Source organism: Paenibacillus lycopersici (genome assembly GCF_010119935.1).
GTDB lineage: Bacteria > Bacillota > Bacilli > Paenibacillales > Paenibacillaceae > Paenibacillus_Z > Paenibacillus_Z lycopersici.
Window position 1 is genome coordinate 2,400,592 of sequence record NZ_CP048209.1, and the last position, 18,671, is coordinate 2,419,262.

The following is an 18,671-nucleotide window of genomic DNA, read 5'->3' on the forward strand; positions in this document are numbered from 1 at the left end:
TTCTAGGGAGGAGGGAGTCGGAATATGGCGAATGATCAACATACTGAATTGGATACTGAACAGAAGCTGGAACTCGTCAAAGAACAGCTGATTGAGCACGGGAAAAAAAGATCCTCCCTAACGTACAAAGAGATTATGGAGAAGCTTTCACCGTTCGATCAGGATCCGGAACAAATCGATGAGTTTTTCGAACAGCTTGACGATATCGGCATCGAAGTCGTGAACGAGAACGACGAGGATCTCCCGATCAGCAATCGGGACGATCAAGAACGCGAACATGACGACTTCAACTTCGATGACGACTTGGCGCTTCCGCCCGGTATTAAAATAAACGATCCTGTACGGATGTACCTGAAAGAGATCGGCCGCGTGCCGCTCCTGTCGGCCGATGACGAGGTTGAACTGGCCAAGCGCATCGAGCACGGCGACGAGGAAGCGAAGCGCAGGCTGGCCGAAGCGAACCTCCGGCTCGTCGTCAGCATCGCGAAGCGTTACGTCGGCCGCGGCATGCTCTTCCTCGATTTGATTCAAGAAGGCAACATGGGTCTGATCAAGGCGGTAGAGAAGTTCGACCATACGAAGGGCTATAAATTCAGTACGTACGCCACTTGGTGGATCAGACAAGCGATCACCCGCGCCATCGCGGACCAAGCGCGCACGATCCGGATTCCGGTGCATATGGTCGAGACGATCAACAAGCTCGTCCGCGTATCCCGTCAACTGCTGCAGGAGCTAGGCCGCGAGCCGAGCCCGGAAGAGATTGCGGCGGAAATGGATCTCAGCACCGAGAAGGTGCGGGAGATCATGAAGATCGCGCAGGAGCCGGTATCGCTCGAAACGCCGATCGGGGAAGAGGACGATTCGCATCTGGGCGACTTCATCGAGGATCAAGAGGCGCTCGCACCGGCCGATGCCGCGGCTTACGAGCTTCTGAAGGAACAGCTGGAGGACGTGCTGGATACGCTCACCGAGCGTGAAGAGAACGTGCTGCGCCTGCGTTTCGGACTTGATGACGGCCGTACGCGCACGCTGGAGGAAGTCGGCAAAGTATTCGGCGTCACCCGCGAACGGATTCGACAAATCGAAGCCAAGGCGCTTCGCAAATTGCGGCACCCATCCCGCAGCAAGCGGCTGAAAGATTTCCTTGAATAACCTTCGAGACCTTACTGCGCGAGCAGCAAGGTCTTTTTTTGGAAATTCAGCGCTGCGCAGCCGGAGCAAACTGCATGCCATCACGTACGAAGCGAGGGACGACAGGCAGACATGGACCAGGAACGCCGAAGAGCGATTGTGAAAGAAATTGAACATTGGCAGCGCAGCAAATTGCTGCCGGAGCAATATTGCGATTTTCTGCTCAATCTGTATTTGGAAGAAGGGGAAACCCGAGCGCCGACGACGTTTACCGGCAGGGCGGCGGTTGTCGTGAAAGAAGCGACAGCGAAACAATGGCTCCTTACATTTGGAATTTTTTCCTTGATTTGTTTTGTTGTTCTTTATTTTAACGTTTTTCATCCGCTATTGCAAATTGCCCTGTCGCTGGCAGGCGTATATGCCATGCTGTTAATAGGTCAAAAGTACCGAAATAAAAGTGAGTCTGTCGGCCTAATGTTCATCGGGGCGGGTATGCTGCTCATGCTCGGTTCGGGGCTATATATGCTCGGGCTGCACGAGCTCCATGCATGGGGCTGGAAGGCCGGCCTGTTGGCGGCATGCGCGCTGCTCTGGATTGCCTTCGGCATCGGCGCCAGGATCCCGCTGCTCCATCTGTGCGGCTGGCTCGCGTCGTTCCTCGTGTACGCATGGCTGTTGACCAGCAAAACGGCCGCGCCGAAATGGTATGAAATTCAGCTGTATTGGCTGCCGCTGTCGTTCGTATTCGGCTGGTGCAGCTGGCTCGTGCAGCGCTGGTCGAAGTCTTCGGCTTCTATCCTGTTCATTGCCGGCGCGATCGCCTGGTTCATGCCGGAGCTGTACGCGGCGATGTTCGGAGGAGGCGCGGGCGGCTTGCAGGTCGCATTAATCATCAAGATCATCGCGGGAGGCATGCTGCTCTTCTCGCTGCGAAAACAATGGATTGCGTGGGTTGCTTGACATGATAAAGTTATCGAAACGATTACAAACGATTGCGGATTGCGTAACGCCGGGCGCGCGCGCGGCGGATATCGGTTCCGACCATGCGCTGCTGCCGGTCTATTTGCTGCAGGCCGGCAGATGCCCGTCCGCGATTGCGGGCGAGCTGAATGCGGGCCCTCTGCAGGCGGCGAGGAAACAGATCGCCGAGGCGGGATTGGCGAAGGCCATCGAGGCGAGGCAGGGCAACGGCCTTGGCGTATTGCAGCCGGGCGAAGCCGACACGGTCACGATCGCCGGAATGGGCGGCGCCCTGATGGCGGATATTCTGGAGACGGGACGGCAAGCGGGCAAGCTGGCGGGCGTAAGAGAGCTCGTGCTGCAGCCGAACGTCGGCGAGGAAATCGTCCGCAAGTGGCTGGTGGAACACGGCTACGTCCTGCAGAGCGAAACGCTGTTGGAAGAAGACGGCAAGATGTACGAGGTGCTCCATGCGCTCCGCGATGAGGACAGCCCGGAGGGAGTAACGAACGAAGACTTGTACGATCCTTCGTTCCTGGCCGCGTCGCTGGAACCGGGGCAGAAGCGCGAGTGGCTGTATCGCATGGGCCCGTACTTGCTGCGGCAGCGGGCGGAGCTGCTCGATTCGAAGTGGCGGCATGAAATCGGGAAGCTGGAGCGGATCTGCAAGCAGATGGAGCAATCCGATCTGGCGGAATCCCGCGAGAAGCAGGCGCAGCTGCGCTTGGAAATCAATGCGATCGAGGAGGTGCTGTCTTGTTTGCGAACGGCCAAACGGTAGTTCAGCTGCTGGAGCAGCTGGCGCCGAAGCATATAGCGATGGAGAATGACAAAATCGGTCTGCAGCTCGGTACGCTTCAGAAAGAAGTGACGAAGGTGCTTGTGGCGCTCGACGTTACGCACGAAGTCGTCGACGAAGCGATCGCGACGGGCGCCGAGCTGATCGTGGCGCATCACGCCATCATCTATCGTCCGCTTGCCAAGCTCGATACGTCGACGCCTGCCGGCAAGCTGTACGAGAAGCTGATCAAGCATGATATCGCCGTCTACATCGCGCATACGAATCTCGATGTCGCGGACGGCGGCATTAACGATTGGATGGCCGACATGCTCGGCGTGCCGGCGGAAGGCCGCTCGTCGCTGGAGGACGTGCACACGGACAAGCTGTACAAGCTGGTCGTCTTCGTGCCTGAGACGCATCATGAGCAGGTGCTGCAAGCGGTGTGGAATGCCGGAGCCGGTCAGATCGGCGGATACAGCCATTGCAGCTTCAACATCAACGGCACGGGCACGTTCAAGCCGGGCGACGGCGCGCAGCCGTTCATCGGCGAGACGGGCCGTCTCGAGCGGGTGCATGAGGTGAGAATCGAGACGATCGTGCCGCACAGCGCGCACCGTAAGGTCGTGCAGGCCATGCTCAAGGCGCATCCGTACGAAGAGGTCGCCTACGATCTCTACCCCGTGGAGCTGAAAGGCCGCGTCTTCGGATTGGGCCGCGTCGGCAAGCTGCCGGAGGCCGTGAAGCTGGGCGAGCTGGCCGAACGGGCCAAGACCGCCTTCGACGTACCGGCGCTGCGCCTGGTCGGCGACCCGGAGCGCCTCGTGCGCAAAGTCGCCGTGCTCGGCGGCTCCGGCTCGAGATATATCCGCCATGCGTCGTTTGCAGGCGCCGACGTGCTCGTTACGGGCGATATCGATTATCATACGGCGCATGACGCTTTGGCGGCGGGACTGTCGATCATCGATCCCGGCCATAATATCGAGAAGCTGATGAAACCCCGCCTCGCCGATTGGCTCCGCGGCGAGCTGCAGCAGCGCAAATACGCGACGGAGGCCGTTCCGTCGGCCATCAATACGGAAGTGTTCCGTTTCGTATAGGGGCTGTCAGAGCTAAAAGGGCTGTCAGGGGCTCAGGAGCTGCTAAAGCTTGTGAAGCTGCCGAAGCTGATCGGGCTTCCAGATGATAGCCGAATTCCCTGTCCCACCTCAGGGAACGCAAGCCAATCCGCATTCCCGTCTTGAGCTTTGACGAAGATCCTTGTATACTGTTCAGTACACGGAAAGTTTGACAGACAATCGCTGGCGGCCTCGTTGCCGCGAGAGGAAAGTCCGGGCTCCATAGGGCGATGATGCTGGATAACGTCCAGTCGGCGCGAGCCGAAGGATAGTGCCACAGAAATGGACCGCCGATGGCGGCGCCTTGCGCGCCGCACAGGCAAGGGTGGAACCGTGGTGTAAGAGACCACGAGGACCGTTGGCGACAACGGTGCTGGTAAACCCCATCTGGAGCAAGACCGAGAGAACGCAGCAGCTTCGAGCTGCACCCCTGCCCGGGGCGCGTTCGGGTTGGTCGCTTGAGCCGATTAGCAATGATCGGCCTAGATAGATGATTGTCGCTTCATAAGTGGGAGGGTAGCTCCCGTCTTACCACGCGAAGTACAGAACCCGGCTTACGGCAAACTTTCCATATGCTCAAATAACCCGCAAGGCATTATGCCTTGCGGGTTATTCCGTTGTCCGGTCCAGTTTGGAATCAGCTTGGGCGTCATCCGAACCGGATCTGGTTAATCATTCGTTGGCTGGCCGTTAACTATACTTCAGCGCGATTTGCGCCAGCCGCCGTTCCACCTGCTGCGGGAACTGCTGCAGGCTCACCTTGGATTGCCGCACCGAGAGCAATGCGCGGTCGATGTCGATTTGCCCGTAGCCGAAGTATTTGTCTTTGCCTTTGGCGCCAAGATCCTTCGCCGACTTGCGAATGATGTCCATGACCTCGGTATTGCGCAAATCCGGATTGATCGACCGGATCAGCCCCGCAAGCGCGGCGACGTGCGGGCTGGCCATGGACGTGCCGGAGAGGGCGGCGTACTGGCTGCCCGGGTACGTGCTGGCAATGCTCATGCCGGGCGCGGCCACGTCGATGTAATCGCCGTAATTGGAGAACGGCGAGCGCGTGCCGTCGGCATTCGTGGAAGCGACCGCGAGCACTTCCGGGTAGGCGGCCGGGAAGCCGGGACGCTCCGTGTTATCGTTGCCGCTGGCTGCGACGAGAACGACGTCCTTATCGTAGGCGTATTTGATGGCATCGTGCAGGAACTGGGCTTCGGCATAGTTGCCAAGGCTCATGTTTATGACTTTGATGCCGTGATCGGCCGCCCAGATGATCCCTTCGGCGACGGAATACGTGGAGCCGGCGCCGCTGGCGTCCAGCACCTTGACGGGCACGATCTTATTGAACCAGGTCAGGCCAGCAACCCCTTCGCCATTATTGACGGCGGCCGCGATGATGCCGGATACATGCGTGCCGTGCCCCACGTCGTCGTCCGGCGGGCTCGTCTCGTCGACAAGGTTGGTGCCTGCTTCGATCTTGCCGACAAGGTCCGGATGATCGGCCTGCACGCCGGTATCCAGGACGCCGATCAGCACGTTGTCGCTGCCTTTGCTGACGCCCCAGCCCTTCTCGGTCTCGATGACGGGCAGGTTCCATTGATATTCCGAATAGAGCTCGTCATTCGGCGTGAAATCGCCTCCGGTGCCTGTGCCGGCCCGCATGTTGACCGAAGCGCCGACTTCGTTCGTCATGTACAAATAATGGGGCTCCACGTACACGACGTTCCGGCTGCTTTTGAAATACCGCATCATCGCTTCGGCTTCCATGACGCGGGAACGGAACACGTACGTATAGCCAAGCTTCTTCGCGGACAGCGCCGTAATGTCCCGCTTGATCTGCGCGAGATCGGCGTCGGACGGATGCTGCTTGAATCGGACGACGACCTCGTTGATATGGTAATGGCTGGCGTTTCCGTTATCATCGCCGGTGCGAACCGTAATGTCCTTGGTCGTGTTCGGCGACACGGATTCGATCTTGTATTTGCCTTCGGCCGGATACGGAACAAGCCGGAGGTTTCTCCGCTGATGATCCATGACTTTCATGACGATATCCTGCAGCAGCACGCCGACGATGCCGTCGCCTTTATGCTGTTTGTCCGCTTCCGCTATGATCATGTACCGATGCCCGTTCGCTTCAAGCGGAGCAGAGGCGAAATCTTTGCCTGCCGCCACGCTCTGCTTCGCTTCGCGGATCACCGCGTCCAGCTTCCCGGACGACGGCTTGGCGCCTTCCGTCAAGCTGCCGCCTTGATGATGCCACCACACGTACACCATCTGCTTGTGCATGCGCATCATATGCTGCAGATGCTGCTTGTTGAGCGGCATGGCCGCCTCGTGCTTGATCAGCTTCTGGAAATTGCGCGCGCATTCCGTCCTGCAGAGCAGGGCGGTCTTGTCCATGTCGGACTGCACGGTCGCAAGCTTCATTTGATGCTCTTTATGCGCGGCCGTCGTATGCACGCGGCCGTTCTTATTCGTCTCGGACGGAGCGCGGCCGCCGAACCATGGGGTAAGCGGAATGAGCAAAGCAACCGCGGCAAGCACGGCGAACCAACCGATCCATTTACGTCGAGTCATCGTCATTTCCTCCCTGATAAGCGCGGCTGCGCGAAGTCGCAGACACGCCATCGCCTGATGACCTTAGAGTAACGTGGCCGGGAGGAAAATATACAGAGGGCCGTACGAATCGGCAGTACCATCCGCCTTTGTTTTATGGTACGATGTTGATGATTTAAGTATTTGTTCGCGATGATGAAAGGGGAACTACCAATCATGCCTTCGACTAACGTAAAAGCGATTAGCGAATCAACGAGAGACAAACTGAAGCTTGCCATCAGCCAACTGGAATCGTTTCTGAACGAGTATTCGCTTCCGCAGCTAACCGCTGAGGATCAAGGAAACGACGCAGAGCTTTTCTATAAAGGATTGCTGTCCGATCTTCGTCACATGCTTGTGTTCTCCGAAGTGGCGTACGAGAAGCTTGGCGTGGCGCTCAGAAGACCGAATTTCGATACGGATTTCGCGGAACGCGCGCTTTACGAGGTATATCACCAATGCGTCAACGCATTTTTCTACCCGAAGAACGAATGCTATTCCGAGGACGGCCGTTATGCATACACGGGACAAGACGCGATCCGCTTCCGCAAGAAACCGGTTCGCGCGTCGCGCGACATCGTCTTGTCCGTATCCAAAGTATTCGAAGAGCTTCGCGACGACCTGTCGTATTACGAAAGTGATTACATGACGCAGCGTCGGATGCAAGGACAAAAATAAGGCAGACATAACTCACCCCCGGTACGGGCAACTTGATACCGGGGGTGATTTGATTATGCCGAATGGCGTAAGCTGCAGCGTTGCGAACTGCTCCTTCTGGAAAGAAGGAAACCAGTGCAGCGCCGATAAAATTCAAGTCGATATCGACCGTCATGCCAACGTCGAGCTGGGATCCGAATTCGCGGAAGAAGGATTCGGGCACGAGCATCAAGACCGTGCGTCGAACAGTGCGTCCACATGCTGCCATACCTTTAAACCAAAGGAGTGAGGCTTAATGGAACGCGAACGCGAACGAGAACACGATGCTCGCAGGCAGTTCGAGCATAGTCCGCATGATGACACGGCGACGAACCCGATGTACCATCCCGACCGAAATGCGTATCATGAAGAAGCGGCAGCCGAAATCGCCGTGCCGAATGCGTCGATGCGCGATTATTATCCGGATCGCAGGGCCGATCGGCTCACGAACAACGCAGTCCGCGTAACGAAATCAGCCGGCGTGGCGACAGGCTGGGCGGCGCTCGTTCTGGCCGTCCTATCCTGGATTGTATGGCCCGTCGTACTGGGGGCAACGGCAGTCGTTGTCGGCCTCATCGCTTTCTGGCAAGGAGCGCGCGGCCTCGGCGTAGCGTCGATTACGCTCGGAGCCATCGCCGTTCTGGCTTACCTGGTCCTCGTTCCATTCTATTATGCGATAACCTGAAGACGGCCGGCGAAGGAATTCCTTCGCCGGCTTTATTATGTTCACCGTATAGGGTGAACGGCAGCGGCACAACGGATGAATAGGACTATCGGCTTACTGGCTAAAAAACGCCAACGGTTGTAAAATAGTGTTAATCTATGTCGAATGACAGCATATGACGGTGGAGGGACGAAACGAGACATGAGCATCGATCCGCGAATTATGACGCAGCTGCTGCAGCTTCAACTCATGCCGAGCCTGGATTTGAACGGCAATGAGAACGTCCTGTCGGCATCGACGGGAACAGACGGCTCTACGATGTTTGATTCACTTTTGCAGCAGTATATGGCCGGCGGTTCAGGCGTCGACCCGACGACCAGCGGCGGCGCGGAGAGCGGCTATGCGGGGTTACTGTCCCTGGGCGGTTTGAGCTCGCTTGCTCCGATGATGGGCAGCCTGAACGAAATGTCGGATGCGTCTGGCGTCCCGGGCGATTACGACGCGATCATCGATCAAGCCGCGGCGAAATACGGCATCGATCCGTCGCTGATCAAGGCGGTCGTACATACGGAATCCTCCAATGATCCGAACGCGCAATCGGCTTCCGGCGCGAAGGGGCTCATGCAGCTGATGGACGGCACCGCGCGCAGCCTCGGCGTGACGGATTCATTCGATCCCGAGCAGAACATCGAAGGCGGCACGAAGTTTCTCGCGTACTTGATGAATAAATACGAAGGCAACGTGCAGGCCGCTCTGGCGGCTTACAACGCCGGTCCCGGCCGGGTAGACCGCGCCGGCATTCAGACGGACGGCGACTTCCAAGCGCTGCTGAACCGGCTGCCGGAGGAAACGCAGCGTTACGTATCGAAGGTGCTGAACGCCCAATCCCGCTATACCGTTTAAGCGAATTCATCCATTCAAGCGATGCATATATAGTATTCACTCGACGGAAACCTTAAGATCACCGGGAAGCCGAAGCGGCGCCGAAAGGGCAGCTTGGCTTCCCGCGTTGATCTTTTTCGTTTATATGCGATACTAATAGTATCGGGCAGTGCCGTGAACCGGATGAAATTCCATGAAACACGAGAATCCAATGAAATACTCGGGAAGGAAGTACTACGATGACTTATTACTTTGACCATGCCGCTTCGACCCCGCCGCGCGAAGAGGTCATCCGGACGATGGCCGAGATTATGGCCAAGCATTACGCGAACCCGTCTTCGCTGCATCGAAGCGGGCAAGAGGCGCGCAATTTGCTGGATCGTTCGCGGTCCGTCGTGGCCGCCTTGTTTGCGGGCACCGAAGCGAAGGACTGGCTGTTCACCTCCGGCGGGACGGAGAGCAACAATATCGCCATCGCCGGCGCTGCGCGCAGCACAGCCCGGCAGGGGAAGCATCTCGTCACGACGGCGATCGAGCATCCATCCGTATACGATGCGTGCAAGCAATTGGAGCTTGAGGGCTGGCAGGTGACTTATGTACGTCCGGACGAGACGGGGGTCGTCTCCGCGGATGCGGTGGAAGCCGCGCTCACCGGCGAAACGACGCTGGTAAGCGTCATGCACGTCAACAACGAAGTCGGCTCGGTGCAGCCGATCGCGGATATCGGGCAGCGGCTGAAGCGCCGCGGCGGCATCGTCTTCCATGTCGACGGCGTGCAGAGCATCGGCAAGCTTCCGGTCGACCTCATCGGCAGCGGGATCGACTTGTTCTCCGCTTCCGCGCATAAATTCGGCGGGCCGAGAGGCGTCGGCTTGCTCTACGTTCATCCGCGTCTGCTGCTTGAGAAGGTCTACCGCGGCGGCGGCCAGGAAAGGGGTCTTCGTCCGGGCACGGAGAACGTGCCCGCGATCGTCGCCGGCGCCAAGGCGATTCGCCTTGCGGTCGAGAGCCAGCCGGCCCGAGCGGCGCGCATGTACGCGCTGCGCAAGCGCCTGCTGGCGAGTCTTGACCGCATGCCGGAGCTGGTGCTTAACGGGAGCCCCGACACGGAAGCCGGCGGCGGAGCGGCGCCGAATATCGTTCATTTCTCGTATCCCGGCATGCGTCCGGAAGTGATCGTTCACATGCTGGAGGAACACGGGATCATGGTGTCGACCAAATCGGCTTGTTCCTCGAAGAGCGACGAGCCAAGCAAGGTGCTGCTGGAGCTGGGCCTTTCCAGGGAACGGGCATCGAGCGGCGTCCGCGTCAGTTTCGGGGACGAGCATGGAGAGGCCGATATCGATTGGCTGGCCGACAAGCTTCGGGCAGCCGTACAGCAATTAAAACCGTTGGAAACGAAGAGAGGCTAATGGCAGCATGAATCCGGATATGATATTGATTCGTTTCGGCGAATTTACCGTTAAAGGAAAAAACCGCGGGGTATTCGACAAGCGCATCGCGGAACAGGTGAAGCAGGCGCTGCGGGCTTATCCGCGTATCGCAATGACCCGGGCGTTCGGCCGGATCTACATCGAGCTGAACGGCGAACGCTACGAGGAGATCGCGGCGAAGCTTGCTTCCGTCTTCGGCATCGCTTCGTTCAGCCCGGTGCGCCGGACCGCGAACGAGCTGGAAGCGATTCGCGCCGCCGCGCTCGACGTCATGCGCGCGCTGCCGAAGCAGCCGGGCACCTTCAAGGTGTCCGTACGCCGCGTGGACAAGGGATTCCCGCATGACTCGCAGGAAATGAACCATCTGGTCGGCGGCCATGTGCTGCGCGAGCTGCCGGGTCTCGCCGTCAACGTCCGCGAACCCGAGGTCGAGCTCAAGATCGAAATTCAGCCCGAGGGCAGTTATGTCTACAGCAGCGTCGTACCGGGCCCCGGCGGCTATCCGTACGGCACGAACGGCAAGGCGATGCTGCTGCTCTCCGGCGGCATCGACAGCCCGGTAGCAGGCTATCTCGCGATGCGGCAGGGTTTGGAGCTGGAAGCCGTCCATTTCCACAGCTATCCGTTCACGAGCGAGCAGGCGAAGGAGAAGGTCATCGAGCTGGTCCGCAGACTGTCGGGCTATACGGGAGGCGCCATCAAGCTCCATCTCGTCTCGTTCACCGATATCCAGACGGCGATCGCCCAATGCAACCATAGCTCCCTCATCATTACGCTGATGCGCAGATCGATGCTGCGGATCGCCGAACGACTGGCCGGGCAGCGGGAAGCGCTGGGCATCGTCACCGGCGACAGTCTCGGTCAAGTGGCGAGCCAGACGCTGAGCAGCATGAACGTCATCGGCCGGACGACGGAGCTGCCGCTCCTGAGACCGCTCATTACGATGGACAAGAACGAGATCATCCGCATCGCCCGGCAGATCGGGACGTTCGAAACGTCCATTCTGCCGTATGAGGATTGCTGCACGCTGTTCGTGCCGAAGAATCCGACGACGAACCCGAATCTGAGCGTCGTCGAGAAAGCGGAAGCCGGCATTCCGAATCTGGAGGAGATGATTCGTCAAGCGGCTGCGGCCGTAGAGACGATGACGATTGCCCCGGATATGAAGTCCGCGACCGAAACCGCGGGCGAAGACGATTGGTTCTAAGCAGCATCGGCAAGTCGTTCAAACAAGTTATTCGAAGCCAATAGCGTTAATTAGGCGTTGCACAGGAGCTGTCCGCGGGTCATCTGCCAAGATGATTCATGGATAGCTCCTTTTTCTTGGCATAGGGGGCCGAATAACCGCAACAATAGGATTGACAGGCAAGAGCATCTGAGCTATATTAAACACTGTTTTAAATAACGTTTTAAACATTGTTTAAGCTGCGTTTGACCAGCTTTCATGAACAGCGGCGCTTACGAACGCAGCGTCCGAATGTTAAGCGATGAACGGAGTGATTCCCGCGACGAAGGAGAAAATACTGGCCGCCACGTTGGAGTTGATTAAAGCAGAAGGCATCGAAGGCGTAACCATTCGCAAAATCGCCGCGGCGGCCGGCGCGAACGTAGCGCTCGTCAATTATTATTTCGGGTCGAAGGAGAAGCTGATCAGCGAGACGCTGAAGGTGCAGCTGACTTCGTTCAAGGCGGCCTTCGCCGTCTTCGACGATACCGGACTGCCGGCGATCGAGCGGCTGAAACGGTTTCTGCTGTCCTATACTTCTTCCCTTCAAGAGCATCCCGAGCTTATCAAGCGGCTGCTCCTGCAGGACCAATTGATCGAGTCGCAGACCGAATATGCCGAATTCCTGAAGAGCCAAGGCATCGACAAGCTGTTCGCCGCATTGACCGAAATCATCGGTCCGGCAAGCCGCGACAAGCTTCTCCTGATCGCCCAGCAGATGTTCGCGGCCATTCTGTCGCCGGTAATCAAGGCAAGCCTTGCGCATAAGCACGACTCGATGCAGGACGGTTCGTTTCACATTTCGTCCTCCATCGAAGAGCAGATCGATTTGTTCCTTCATCATTATTTCTATCAATACAACGCTCACTGAGCAGAAAGCAGAGGCAATACATGTCCGCTCGAACAACTCAGCAACCCCTCTCGAACGGCGGAGACAACTTCTCGTTGAAAACGATTCTCCCGCCTTTGCTCGCCATCATCGTCGGTATGATCATGGTTATCCTGGACAGCACGGTCGTGAACAACGCCATTCCGAAGCTGGTCGACTATTTCGACACCGATTTGAAGACGATTCAATGGACGGTGACCGGCTACACGCTGGCCTTGTCCGCCGTTATCCCGCTTGCGGGCTGGTTGACGGACCGATTCGGCTCCAAGCAAATTTTCGTCATCACGATCGCGCTCTTCACGATCGGTTCCGTCCTGTGCGGCATCGCGCAGTCGCCGGAGCAGCTCATTCTTTTCCGCGTCATCCAAGGTCTCGGCGGAGGCATGGTTTCGCCGATCGGGATGGCCATGGTATTCAAGCTCGCGCCGCCCGAACGCCGCGGTTCGATTATGGGCGTGCTCGGCATTCCGATGCTGATGGCGCCGGCATTCGGTCCTGTCCTGTCCGGCTGGCTGGTCGATTCCGTCAGCTGGCACTGGATCTTCATCATCAATTTGCCGATCGGCATCATCGCGTTTATTCTCGGGCTTAAATACTTGCCGCATTCCGACCGTCAGACAACGACGCATCTGGATGTAATCGGCATGTGCCTTGCGCCGATCGCGTTCGCCATGCTGGCCTACGGCGTTAGCGAGGGCGGCACGAGCTGGACCTCGACATCCACGATCACGGGCTTGGCGGTCGGCGGCGTCGCCTTGATCATCTTCATCATCGTCGAATTGAGGCAGAAGCAGCCGCTGCTGGAGCTGAAAGTGTTCCGGTCGTCCGACTTTACGCGCAGCATCGTCTTGACCTGGATCGTGCAGCTCGCGCTGTTCGGCGCCATGCTTCTCGTGCCGCTGTACCTGCAAGGAGTCAAAGGCTACACGGCGCTCGAGACGGGCTGGATTCTGATGCCTCAGGCGCTCTGCGCGGGCATCGGCATGCCGATCAGCGGCAAATTGTTCGATAAAATCGGCGCACGGCCGCTTGCTTTCGCCGGTCTTGCCGTCGTTGCCGTCTCCTTGTTCATGTTGTCGGGCGTCACGGTCGACACAAGCCTGTGGGTCATTATCCTCTCCATCTGCATGATGGGCATCGGCATGGGCTTCTCCATGATGCCGCTCAACACGCATGTGCTCAACTCTGCGCCGCGCCGCTTGGTCAGCCGCGTAACGCCGCTTACGACGGCGGCGCAGCAGGTCGTCGTATCGTTCGCCGTCGCAGGCTTGACGGGCTACCTGACGTCGCAGATCAATTCCCACGCCGCAAGCGCGGGGCAGAACGCGAACCCGTTGACGTCCGTCGTTGCCGGCTATGGCGATACGTTCTTCTTGTCCGCCTGCATCGCGACCGTAGGCGTCGCGCTGTCCTTGCTGCTGCGCAAGCCGCGGCTCAAGGATGAAGATCAATTGGCGGGCGGCGAAGCGCCGGATCCGTCGATGATGATGGGCCATTAAGCGAAGCGCGGAACGCACGACATCCGGCTGAACATCGGCTAGCATACGAAAGGTCGCCCTCCGGTAACAGTCCGCTGTTAACCGCGAGGGCGACCTTTGTTGATGGCGCGAATTTCAGATGGTACGATTGGCAACTGGCTTGACTTACTACAGGTCACGGAGCTGCTGGCGGATTGCAAGCGCGCCGGCCGGATTAGCGGGAATCCCGTCCGTTGTCCAGCTGCTGCGCCGCTTTGGCCCGCCGCAGGTTATGCCGCAGTCCGAAGACGATCACCGCGATGACGACGAGAATCATGAACGCCCATTCGAAGGCCGGACTGGCATTGAACACTTGCTCCAGCTGCTTCTCGTGCGTGATCATTTTGGCTGCCGTATACGCGATAACGCCGGAGCCGACGTACACGATCCATGGGAATCGGCCGATCAGTTTGATGAACAGCGTGCTGCCCCAGACGACGATCGGAATGCTGATCAATAAGCCGAGCACGACCAGCAGAATGCTGCCATGTCCGGCACCGGCGACGGCGATGACGTTGTCGACGCCCATCGCGGCATCGGCGATGACGATGGTGCGGACGGACTGCCACAGCGTATTGCCGGCTTGAATGTCGTCATGCGCATCGGTATCGACGAGCAGCTTGTAGGCGATCCACAGCAGCAGGACGCCGCCCGCCACCATGAGCCACGGCACTTTGAGCAGGTAGACGACGAGTACCGTCGCGACGGCCCGAATGGCGACCGCGCCGACCGTTCCCCAAATTATCGCCTTCTTTTGCTGTTCCCGCGGCAATTTGCGGGCCGCAAGACCGATTACGATGGCGTTGTCTCCGGCAAGCACCAAGTCGATGAACACGATCGTTAACAAGGCGGTAACAAATTCAAGCGAAAATAATTCCATTGTCCTTAGACATCCTTTCCTCTTTGCGTGAAGCTTTCTCGTTCATACGCGTCGAGGGACGAAAAGATTCAAAAATCGCAAACGGCAAACATAACCTGTCCGCCGGGGACATACCGTTCATAGACGGGAGCTTTCTTTGCAACGAAGAAGCAAGCCCGAGTTCGAACGACGGCGACAGCCGTTCCCTGGGAGGCGAACAATTTGGACAGCTTGCTCGTATTTATTCAAATCATGTTTATCAACGTGTTGTTAAGCGGCGACAATGCCGTCGTCATAGCGCTGGCCAGCCAGCAGCTGCCGCCTGCGCAGCGGCGCAAAGCGGTCATCTGGGGAGCCGCCGCCGCCGTCGGGCTGCGATGCGTCCTTACGCTCGTTGCCATCACGCTGCTGGAAGTGCCGTATCTTCAAGCCGCGGGAAGCATCCTCCTGTTCATGATCGCGGTCAAGCTCATCATGGACGCGTCCGATCATGCCGAGGAATTCCATGCCATGCGCAAGGTCCGTTCGCTCGCGGGCGCGGTGCAGACGATCGTCGTCGCGGACTTCATCATGAGCCTCGACAACGTGCTGGCCATCGCGGCGGTCGCCAAGGGGGAACCCGTTCTTATCATGCTCGGGATCGTGCTCAGCATCCCGATGATCGTCTGGGGCAGCCAGCTGCTCAGCTCCATGCTTCGCAAATTTCCGACGCTTGTCTATCTCGGCGGCGGATTGCTCGGTTACGCGGCGGGCGAAATGCTCGTACACGACCCGGCCGTTCACCGGCTGCTGGCGGATCATGCGGCCATATTGACGAAGGCGATTCCGTTATTGCTTATCCCGTTCGTCATCATTGTGGCGTTGCTGCGAATAAAAAGAAGCCGTAACCTATAATTTTCAGTAATTTGCAGTACTTTCACTGGTTTTTTGCCCTCCGTTCCATTACACTAGTAAATGTTAAAAAAGTGTCGAGAGAAAGGAACTTAGGCATGTCGAAAAATCAATACACCGTCGGGCTGCTTTTCTTGATCGCCGGCGCTGTGATTTTGCTCGGAAAACTGGGGCTGTTTGCCTTCATCGGCACAAACTTCTGGCCGCTTTTTCTGTTGATTCCCGGCATTCTGCTGCACGTGCTGTTTTTCGGACGATTGCTGCCTCCGTTCGTATTGATTCCCGGGGCGATCTTGACGATTAACGCCTTTATTTTTTTCTTCAGCATGGCGTCTGGCTGGAGCAACATGAAGTATCTATGGCCGCTAATAATCCTCAGCGTCGCAGCCGGATTGTACGAATATCATCTTTTCGACACGTACCGTCCGAAGACCCCGCTGACGCTTGCCATCGTGCTGGCGCTGGCGGCCGTATCGTTCTTCGTAATCATGCTTGTATGGGGTTGGGGGTTGTACATCATTGCCGCCTTCCTGATCGCGGCCGGCGCTTGGCTGGTTGCGGGACGCAAGGCCCGCTGGTAAATTTGCAACGGTTTGGCACGGTTTATGAAAATATAAGCCTTTATAAGTTTGCGCAACCTATAAGCGAGCTTATATTTCCCCGGAGTGAACCGCGCCGCGCCAGAAAAAAGACGGCAAGAGCCGTTTCCGTTTCATCATTGTGCGCAGCAAGAAACAGACTATAAATAAAAGTGGAGTGGATAACTTACAATGCAAGCCAGAGAAAACATCAGAAACATCGCCATCATCGCGCACGTCGACCACGGCAAGACAACGCTCGTCGATAAGCTGCTTCAACAGTCCGGCACGTTCCGCGATCACGAGACCGTTCAAGAGCGCGCCATGGATTCCAACGATTTGGAGCGGGAACGCGGCATTACGATTTTGGCTAAAAATACGGCGGTTAACTACAAGGATTATTTGATCAACATCGTCGATACGCCCGGACACGCCGACTTCGGCGGCGAAGTGGAACGGATCATGAAGATGGTCGACGGCGTGCTGCTGGTCGTCGACGCGTTCGAAGGCTGCATGCCGCAGACGAAATTCGTGCTTCGCAAAGCGCTGGAAAGCCAACTGACGCCGATCGTCGTCCTGAACAAGATCGACCGTCCGAACGCAAGCCCGGAGCAAGTCGTCGACGAAGTATTGGATCTGTTCATCGAGCTGGGCGCGAACGACGAGCAGCTGGAATTCCCGGTTGTCTACGCATCCGCGCTGATGGGCACGGCAAGCTTGAACGTGGAGAAGCAGGATGAGAACATGCAGTCGCTCTACGAGACGATCATCGAACGGATTCCGTCTCCGACGGAAAGCGTCGTGGACCCGCTGCAATTCCTCGTCACGCTGCTTGACTACAACGAATACCTCGGCCGTATCGCGGTCGGCCGCGTCAACCGCGGCAAAATCCGCCAAGGCCAGACCGTCGCCGTCATCAATCGCGAAGGCGTTACGAAGCAGGCACGCATCGAGAAGCTGTTCGGCTTCCAAGGCTTGAAGCGGATTGAAGTAGAAGAAGCCGGCGCGGGCGACATCGTCGCGATTGCCGGTATTCGCGAAATCAACATCGGCGAGACGATCGCCGATCCGGCCAACCCGGAGGCGCTGCCGGTCCTGAAGATCGACGAGCCGACGCTGCAAATGACATTCCTCGTCAACAACAGTCCGTTCGCGGGCCGCGAAGGCAAATGGGTTACGTCCCGCAAGCTGCGCGAGCGTCTGTTCAAGGAGCTGGAGACCGACGTCGCGCTGCGCGTCGACGAAACCGACAGCCCGGACGCGTTCATCGTATCCGGCCGCGGCGAGCTTCACCTCGGCATCCTGATCGAGAACATGCGCCGCGAAGGCTTCGAGCTGCAAGTGTCCAAACCGGAAGTTATCGTGAAGGAAATCGACGGCGCGAAGATGGAGCCGTACGAACGTCTCCTGATCGACGTACCGGAAGAGAGCATGGGCGCGGTCATGGAGAGCCTCGGCACGCGTAAAGCCGAGATGGTCAACATGGTCAACAACGGCACGGGCCAAGTCCGTATCGAGTTCATCATTCCGGCGCGCGGCTTGATCGGCTACCGGACGAACTTCCTGACGCTGACGCGCGGCTACGGCATCATGAACCACGCGTTCGACAGCTACGGCCCGCTGGTCGGCACGTCCGTCGGCGGACGCCATCAAGGCGTGCTCATTTCGAGCGAGAACGGCGTATCGACGTTCTACGGCATGAACGGCGTAGAAGACCGCGGCATCCTGTTCATGGAGCCGGGCACGGACGTATACGAAGGCATGATCGTCGGCGAGCATAACCGCGATAACGACATCATCGTCAACATCTGCAAGGAGAAGGCGCTGACGAACATTCGCTCCGCCGGCAAGGACGACACGGTCCGCCTGAAGACGCCGATTCTGTTCTCCCTGGAGCAAGCGCTGGAATATTTGAACGACGACGAATACTGCGAAGTGACGCCGAAATCGATTCGCCTGCGCAAGAAAATCTTGAACAAGAGCGAGCGCGAGCGTGCGGAGAAGCATCGCAAAACCGCGCAAGCCGGCGTATAAACGAAATAGATCGGTATTGACGAAGGCAGGGCAGCGGAATTCCCGTTCGGGATTTCGGCTGCCCTGCCGTTTGCGTCGAGGCGAAGGATATGCTATGAATAATAGATAACGAGGAGGTAGGAAGGAATGCAAAACTGGCTTCATGATCATCCGGTCATAACGTATGTGCTCATTCTTGCGTTTACGATTTATATTTTCAACGCCGTCTTCCGCGCCCAGAAGCGGCTGCCGATCTTGAAAGAAATTCTGGTTCACGTCATTATGGCGATCGGGGCGTTCGTGCTGTTCGTGCTTCAGTTCGATAAACTGCCGATTCTCCAATGCATGGCGGTAGCCGTCTTCATGATGCTGCTGCTCCGCGGCAGACAGCTGTACGACAAATTGAAAGCGAAGCGCAGCAACAGTTCCGACGCGGAAGGGGTATAAT

Annotated in this window: 18 protein-coding genes and 1 other RNA gene; 17 read left to right on the forward strand and 2 right to left on the reverse strand. The window is 57.8% G+C overall.

The annotated features are described in order from the left end of the window. Positions 1 to 24: 24 nt before the first annotated feature. From rpoD to rnpB, 5 genes are all read left to right on the forward strand, one after another. Positions 25 to 1,152, forward strand: coding sequence for an RNA polymerase sigma factor RpoD (rpoD, locus tag GXP70_RS10400; protein ID WP_162356417.1), 1,128 nt, complete (start codon positions 25 to 27; stop codon positions 1,150 to 1,152). Between the two features lie 453 nt (positions 1,153 to 1,605). Continuing rightward, positions 1,606 to 2,091, forward strand: a complete 486-nt coding sequence (locus tag GXP70_RS29805; RefSeq protein WP_225442751.1) for a hypothetical protein — start codon at positions 1,606 to 1,608, stop codon at positions 2,089 to 2,091. A 1-nt stretch (position 2,092) separates the two neighbouring features. Beyond that, positions 2,093 to 2,872, forward strand: coding sequence for a tRNA (adenine(22)-N(1))-methyltransferase (locus GXP70_RS10410; protein ID WP_162356420.1), 780 nt, complete (start codon positions 2,093 to 2,095; stop codon positions 2,870 to 2,872). Beyond that, positions 2,848 to 3,969, forward strand: a complete 1,122-nt coding sequence (locus GXP70_RS10415; protein ID WP_162356428.1) for a Nif3-like dinuclear metal center hexameric protein — start codon at positions 2,848 to 2,850, stop codon at positions 3,967 to 3,969. Before GXP70_RS10410 ends, GXP70_RS10415 begins: the two co-directional genes overlap by 25 nt. A 182-nt stretch (positions 3,970 to 4,151) precedes the next feature. Then, positions 4,152 to 4,559, forward strand: an RNA gene (rnpB, locus tag GXP70_RS10420) — RNase P RNA component class A. 118 nt (positions 4,560 to 4,677) lie between these two features. Here the strand turns inward: rnpB and GXP70_RS10425 are convergent. After that, positions 4,678 to 6,558: a S8 family peptidase gene (locus tag GXP70_RS10425; RefSeq protein WP_162356429.1), complete on the reverse strand. Its 1,881-nt coding sequence runs from the start codon at positions 6,556 to 6,558 to the stop codon at positions 4,678 to 4,680. Between the two features lie 195 nt (positions 6,559 to 6,753). On the opposite strand from GXP70_RS10425, the gene GXP70_RS10430 reads away from it, so the two are divergent. The 8 genes from GXP70_RS10430 (at position 6,754) to GXP70_RS10465 (ending at position 13,864) form a co-directional block, all read left to right on the forward strand. After that, positions 6,754 to 7,254, forward strand: coding sequence for a YpuI family protein (locus GXP70_RS10430; protein ID WP_162356431.1), 501 nt, complete (start codon positions 6,754 to 6,756; stop codon positions 7,252 to 7,254). A gap of 55 nt (positions 7,255 to 7,309) precedes the next feature. Continuing rightward, the gene (locus tag GXP70_RS10435; protein ID WP_162356433.1) at positions 7,310 to 7,522 is read left to right on the forward strand and encodes a DUF1540 domain-containing protein; all 213 of its coding nucleotides are present in this window, start codon (positions 7,310 to 7,312) and stop codon (positions 7,520 to 7,522) included. A 6-nt stretch (positions 7,523 to 7,528) separates the two neighbouring features. Beyond that, positions 7,529 to 7,957 (forward strand): DUF4190 domain-containing protein, encoded by a 429-nt coding sequence (locus tag GXP70_RS10440; protein ID WP_162356435.1) that lies wholly within the window; start codon positions 7,529 to 7,531, stop codon positions 7,955 to 7,957. A gap of 180 nt (positions 7,958 to 8,137) precedes the next feature. Beyond that, entirely contained in the window at positions 8,138 to 8,839 is a 702-nt protein-coding gene (locus tag GXP70_RS10445; RefSeq protein WP_162356437.1) for a lytic transglycosylase domain-containing protein, read from the forward strand. 218 nt (positions 8,840 to 9,057) lie between these two features. Next, the gene (locus GXP70_RS10450; RefSeq protein ID WP_162356439.1) at positions 9,058 to 10,230 is read left to right on the forward strand and encodes a cysteine desulfurase family protein; all 1,173 of its coding nucleotides are present in this window, start codon (positions 9,058 to 9,060) and stop codon (positions 10,228 to 10,230) included. 7 nt (positions 10,231 to 10,237) lie between these two features. Continuing rightward, a complete protein-coding gene (gene thiI / locus GXP70_RS10455) occupies positions 10,238 to 11,458 on the forward strand; it encodes a tRNA uracil 4-sulfurtransferase ThiI (RefSeq protein ID WP_162356441.1) in 1,221 nt (406 codons plus the stop codon). 280 nt (positions 11,459 to 11,738) lie between these two features. Next, entirely contained in the window at positions 11,739 to 12,347 is a 609-nt protein-coding gene (locus GXP70_RS10460; RefSeq protein ID WP_162356443.1) for a TetR/AcrR family transcriptional regulator, read from the forward strand. Positions 12,348 to 12,367: 20 nt separating this feature from the next. Beyond that, positions 12,368 to 13,864 (forward strand): MDR family MFS transporter, encoded by a 1,497-nt coding sequence (locus tag GXP70_RS10465; protein WP_162356445.1) that lies wholly within the window; start codon positions 12,368 to 12,370, stop codon positions 13,862 to 13,864. 193 nt (positions 13,865 to 14,057) lie between these two features. On the opposite strand, the gene GXP70_RS10470 is transcribed toward GXP70_RS10465, so the two are convergent. Beyond that, complete coding sequence (locus GXP70_RS10470) at positions 14,058 to 14,762, reverse strand: TerC family protein (RefSeq protein ID WP_162356446.1); 705 nt, start codon at positions 14,760 to 14,762, stop codon at positions 14,058 to 14,060. Positions 14,763 to 14,963: 201 nt separating this feature from the next. On the opposite strand from GXP70_RS10470, the gene GXP70_RS10475 reads away from it, so the two are divergent. The 4 genes from GXP70_RS10475 to GXP70_RS10490 all read left to right on the forward strand — a co-directional run bounded on the left by GXP70_RS10475 (position 14,964) and on the right by GXP70_RS10490 (position 18,670). Further along, positions 14,964 to 15,635, forward strand: a complete 672-nt coding sequence (locus GXP70_RS10475; RefSeq protein WP_162356448.1) for a TerC family protein — start codon at positions 14,964 to 14,966, stop codon at positions 15,633 to 15,635. A 95-nt stretch (positions 15,636 to 15,730) separates the two neighbouring features. After that, a complete protein-coding gene (locus tag GXP70_RS10480; protein ID WP_162356450.1) occupies positions 15,731 to 16,213 on the forward strand; it encodes a hypothetical protein in 483 nt (160 codons plus the stop codon). A 189-nt stretch (positions 16,214 to 16,402) separates the two neighbouring features. After that, positions 16,403 to 18,244 carry a translational GTPase TypA gene (gene typA / locus GXP70_RS10485; protein ID WP_162356452.1) on the forward strand — a complete coding sequence of 614 codons (1,842 nt, stop codon included), beginning with the start codon at positions 16,403 to 16,405 and terminating at the stop codon, positions 18,242 to 18,244. 126 nt (positions 18,245 to 18,370) lie between these two features. Continuing rightward, complete coding sequence (locus GXP70_RS10490) at positions 18,371 to 18,670, forward strand: YlaH-like family protein (protein ID WP_162356453.1); 300 nt, start codon at positions 18,371 to 18,373, stop codon at positions 18,668 to 18,670. Position 18,671 lies beyond the last annotated feature (1 nt).